Below are 3,496 nucleotides of genomic sequence, written 5' to 3' on the forward strand. Positions count from 1 at the left end.
GGTGGACACGGGGGCCTCGCGCCCGGCGCGGGGGTGTGACGGGACAGTCATCACGCCATATGTTTTACAGATAAAACACATGCTAACTTTGATGAATGAGCAGCGCGACCCGTCACCGCCTTCCCCTCGCCGGGATACTCCGCCTCGGCCGCCCCTCGGACATCTGGTTCAAGCCCGCCCTGAGCGTGGTCGCCGCGGTCGCCCCGCCCAACCTGATCCTGCTGGGGCTCGGCCGCCTCGACCTGGCCATGTACACGATGGCCGGATCGCTGTGCGCCCTCTACGGCCACAACCGGCCCTACGCCGCACGGGCGCGGGCCCTGGCCTGGGTGGTGCTCGGCATGGTCGCCGGAGTCGCCGTCGCCCTGGTCACGGCCTCGCTCACCTCCGACGCCGTGATCCTGGTGACCGTCGGCGCCGTGCTCGCGGCGATCCAGAAGGGCGTCTGCGACGCCACCCGGATCGGGCCGCCGGCCAATGTGATCTTCACCTTCATCAGCTCCGCCTCTCTGTTCGCCCCCCAGACCCTCGGCCAGGTGCCGGGCCACCTCGGACTCGCCCTCGCGGCCGGCGCCTGGTCCTGGCTGGTCGGCATGGCCCCCGGACTGGTCCGCCCGCACGGCCCCGAGCGCCGGGCCACCGCGGCGGCCCTGAACGCCACCGCCGCCTACGCCGACACCCGCGGCACCGGCGAGGGACACGCCCCCGCCCGCGCCGCGAGCGCCGCCGCCATCCACGCCGCCTGGCAGTCGCTGCTCGCCGTCGGCGCCCGCCCCGACGCCACCCGGCGCACCCTGGAACGCCTCCTCGTCCGGGCCGAGGTCGCCCTCGCCGCCCCCGCCGATGCCGACCCGGCACGGCTGCGCGGCTGGGCCCGCGAGCTGCGCGGCCTGCGCCGCACCCTCAGCCTCGACATCCCCGGCGAGCACGCCGACGAACTCCTCGGCCTGGCCACCGAACTGGCCCTGCCACGCCCCTCGCTGCGCCATCGCCTCGCGCCGTTCGCGCCCATCGCCGCCCGCACCGCGATCGGCTGCGCCCTCGCCGGATACGCCTCCCTCGCCCTCGGCGTCGGCCGCCCCTACTGGGCCCTGGTCACCGCGGCCTCCCTCTACCAGGCCAACGTCACCCTCACCTGGCGCCGGGGCGTCCAGCGCGTCGTCGGCAACGTCCTCGGCGTCCTCGCCTTCGCCGTCCTCGCCCCGCTCGCCCACCTCAACGCGGTCGCCCTGGTGCTGTGCTGCGTCGCCCTGAACTTCGGCGCGGAGGCGCTGATGGGCCGCAACTACTGGCTCGGCAGCATCTGCGTCACCCCGATGGCCCTGCTCATCACCGAGTTCGCCCGCAGCCAGGACGCCACCGAGCTGATGACCGACCGGGTCGTGGACACCCTCGTCGGGGCGCTGGTCGGCTTCGTCGCCGCCGTCGCCGTCACCAACCGGCGCGCCGGCGACCGCCTGGAACACGCGCTGACCGAGGCGGAACGCGCCCGCGAGAGCGCCGCCCGGCTGCTCGCCGAGGCGCACCCGGAGCCCCGCGCCCTGGACGGCGCCCGCCGCGGGCTCGCCACCGCCCTGGTGGACCTGCGCGCCACCGCCGACGCGGCGGCCGGCGAATGGTGGCAGCGCGCCCTGCCCGAGGACCGGGTCGTGCTCGCCGAACAGGCCGGACACCGTACGCTCGCGGCGACGGTACGACGCCAGGGGCTCGCGCCGCGTCAGCACGACCCGGGTACGACGACGGAGGACATACGGCCATGACGGCGACGAACGGCACACCGGCAGCCGGGGACGCGAGCGGCACGTCAGCGCGGCGCGAGGCGTCCACGGCCGACACGGTCGCCGCGGTCGTACGGCAGTGGCGGGCCGTCCATCCCGAGCTGGACACCGGCCCGATGGAGGTCATCGGGCGCATCAACAGGTGCGCGGCACTGCTCCAGCAGGCCGAGGACGCGCCGCTGCGCCGGGCCGGGCTCAGCCGCCCCGAGTTCGACCTGCTCGGCGCGCTGCGCCGCACCGGGCACGAGCTGACGCCGGGCGAGCTGGCCAGGGAGACGTTCTCCTCCGGGGCCGCCGTCACCAAGCGGATCAAGCAGCTGACCGAGCGAGGGCTGGTCGAACGCCGCGGTGACACCCGGGACCGCAGGGTGGCCCATGTCCGTCTCACCGACGCCGGGCGCGACCTGGTCGACGGGGTCCTGCCCGAGCAGCTCGCCTACGAGACCGCGGTCCTCTCGGTGCTGGCACCGGCCGGGCGCGACGACCTGGCCGGTCTGCTCGCGGAGCTGCTCAGCCGGCTGGAGGGGCGGATGGGCGCGCTGCGGGTCGGCGGCTGAGATTAGGGGTCGCACCGCAGAAGGGGGGCGGGCCCGTCGCGCGGTTCGCCGCGCCCCTGAAGAACCGCGGTCGCCGTCGGCCGTGCGATGACGTCTCCGCTAGATCCCGGCCCGATACCGCAGCGGATGGTCCCCCGGCACCTCCACCAGGACGATCCGGGTGCCGTCCGGATCCGCGAGCCACATCTCGATCAGCCCCCATGGCTCCTTCACCGGCGGCCGGGTGATCTCGACGCCCTTCGCCCGGAGCTCCTCGTACGCCGCCGTCACGTCCTCGACCTGCATCCACAGCGCGACGGCAGGCGAGGGTGGCTCCGCGGCGCGGCCCGAGACCTCCAGGAAGCCGCCGCCGAGGAAGTACACCGTCCCCCGCTCGGGACCCGTACCGAACTCGCGGTAGACGGGAAGGCCCAGCCGTTCGCCGTAGAAGGCGCGGCTGCGCTCGGGGTCGGTGGGTCGCAGAAGTGTCCGGCTGCTGAGCACATGCACCATGCCCGCGCAGCCTAGTGGCACAGTTACCCTCGTCCCAGGCCCAGCCACGCCCGAGATCGGAGAACCGCCCCCATGCACAGCGCCGCCACCCCCGGCCTCACCTTCCGAGACGCCACCGACGCCGATGTGGACGCGCTGGTCGTGCTGATCGAGTCGGCGTACCGCGGCGATGCCAGCCGGGCCGGGTGGACCACGGAGGCGGACATCCTGGAGGGGCAGCGCACCGATCCCGAGGGCGTCCTGGCGGTGATCAAGTCGGCGGACAGCAGGCTGCTCACCGTCGAGCGCGACGGCCTCGTCGTCGCCTGCTGCCAGCTCGAACACCGCGGGGACCACGCCTACTTCGGCATGTTCGCGGTCAGCCCCACCCTCCAGGGCGAGGGCCTCGGCAAGATCGTCATCGCCGAGGCCGAGCGGCAGGCCCGTGCGGCATGGGGCATCAGCGAGATGCACATGACCGTGATCTCCGTACGGGAGGACCTGATCGCCTGGTACGAGCGCCGCGGCTACCGCCGTACGGGACAGATGTCCCCGTTCCCGTACGGCGACGAGCGCTTCGGCATCCCGCAGCGCGCCGACCTCCAGTTCGAGCTGCTGGTCAAGAAGCTCGGCTGAAGCGGCGCGGCGCCCCCCGGACCCCCGCCGCGCCCGCCTAGGGCCTGTCTGACA

General features: G+C 74.1%; 4 protein-coding genes. 3 read left to right on the top strand and 1 reads right to left on the bottom strand.

Going from position 1 to position 3,496, the window contains the following annotated elements; genetic code table 11:
- The first annotated feature begins 95 nt into the window (after positions 1-95).
- Together CCN72_RS36105 and CCN72_RS36110 are read left to right on the top strand one after the other, a co-directional pair.
- Entirely contained in the window at positions 96-1,760 is a 1,665-nt protein-coding gene (locus CCN72_RS36105; RefSeq protein WP_086812590.1) for an FUSC family protein, read from the top strand.
- Positions 1,757-2,335, top strand: a complete 579-nt coding sequence (locus CCN72_RS36110) for a MarR family winged helix-turn-helix transcriptional regulator (protein WP_086812591.1) — start codon at positions 1,757-1,759, stop codon at positions 2,333-2,335. Before CCN72_RS36105 ends, CCN72_RS36110 begins: the two co-directional genes overlap by 4 nt.
- Before the next feature lie 99 nt (positions 2,336-2,434).
- Here CCN72_RS36110 and CCN72_RS36115 read toward each other — a convergent pair whose 3' ends face one another.
- A complete protein-coding gene (locus CCN72_RS36115; protein WP_085562928.1) occupies positions 2,435-2,827 on the bottom strand; it encodes a VOC family protein in 393 nt (130 codons plus the stop codon).
- 72 nt (positions 2,828-2,899) lie between these two features.
- On the opposite strand from CCN72_RS36115, the gene CCN72_RS36120 reads away from it, so the two are divergent.
- Complete coding sequence (locus CCN72_RS36120; protein WP_037659343.1) at positions 2,900-3,442, top strand: GNAT family N-acetyltransferase; 543 nt, start codon at positions 2,900-2,902, stop codon at positions 3,440-3,442.
- The last annotated feature ends 54 nt before the right edge of the window (positions 3,443-3,496 follow it).

The sequence above is a fragment of the Streptomyces murinus genome, from assembly GCF_002154555.1.
GTDB classification, from domain to species: domain Bacteria; phylum Actinomycetota; class Actinomycetes; order Streptomycetales; family Streptomycetaceae; genus Streptomyces; species Streptomyces murinus.

Coding starts and splice junctions, on each gene's coding strand:
- CCN72_RS36120 (WP_037659343.1), top strand. CDS start 2,900: ATGCACAGCGCCGCCACCCCCGGCCTCACCTTCCGAGACGCCACCGAC.
- CCN72_RS36105 (WP_086812590.1), top strand. CDS start 96: ATGAGCAGCGCGACCCGTCACCGCCTTCCCCTCGCCGGGATACTCCGC.
- CCN72_RS36115 (WP_085562928.1), bottom strand. CDS start 2,827: ATGGTGCATGTGCTCAGCAGCCGGACACTTCTGCGACCCACCGACCCC.
- CCN72_RS36110 (WP_086812591.1), top strand. CDS start 1,757: ATGACGGCGACGAACGGCACACCGGCAGCCGGGGACGCGAGCGGCACG.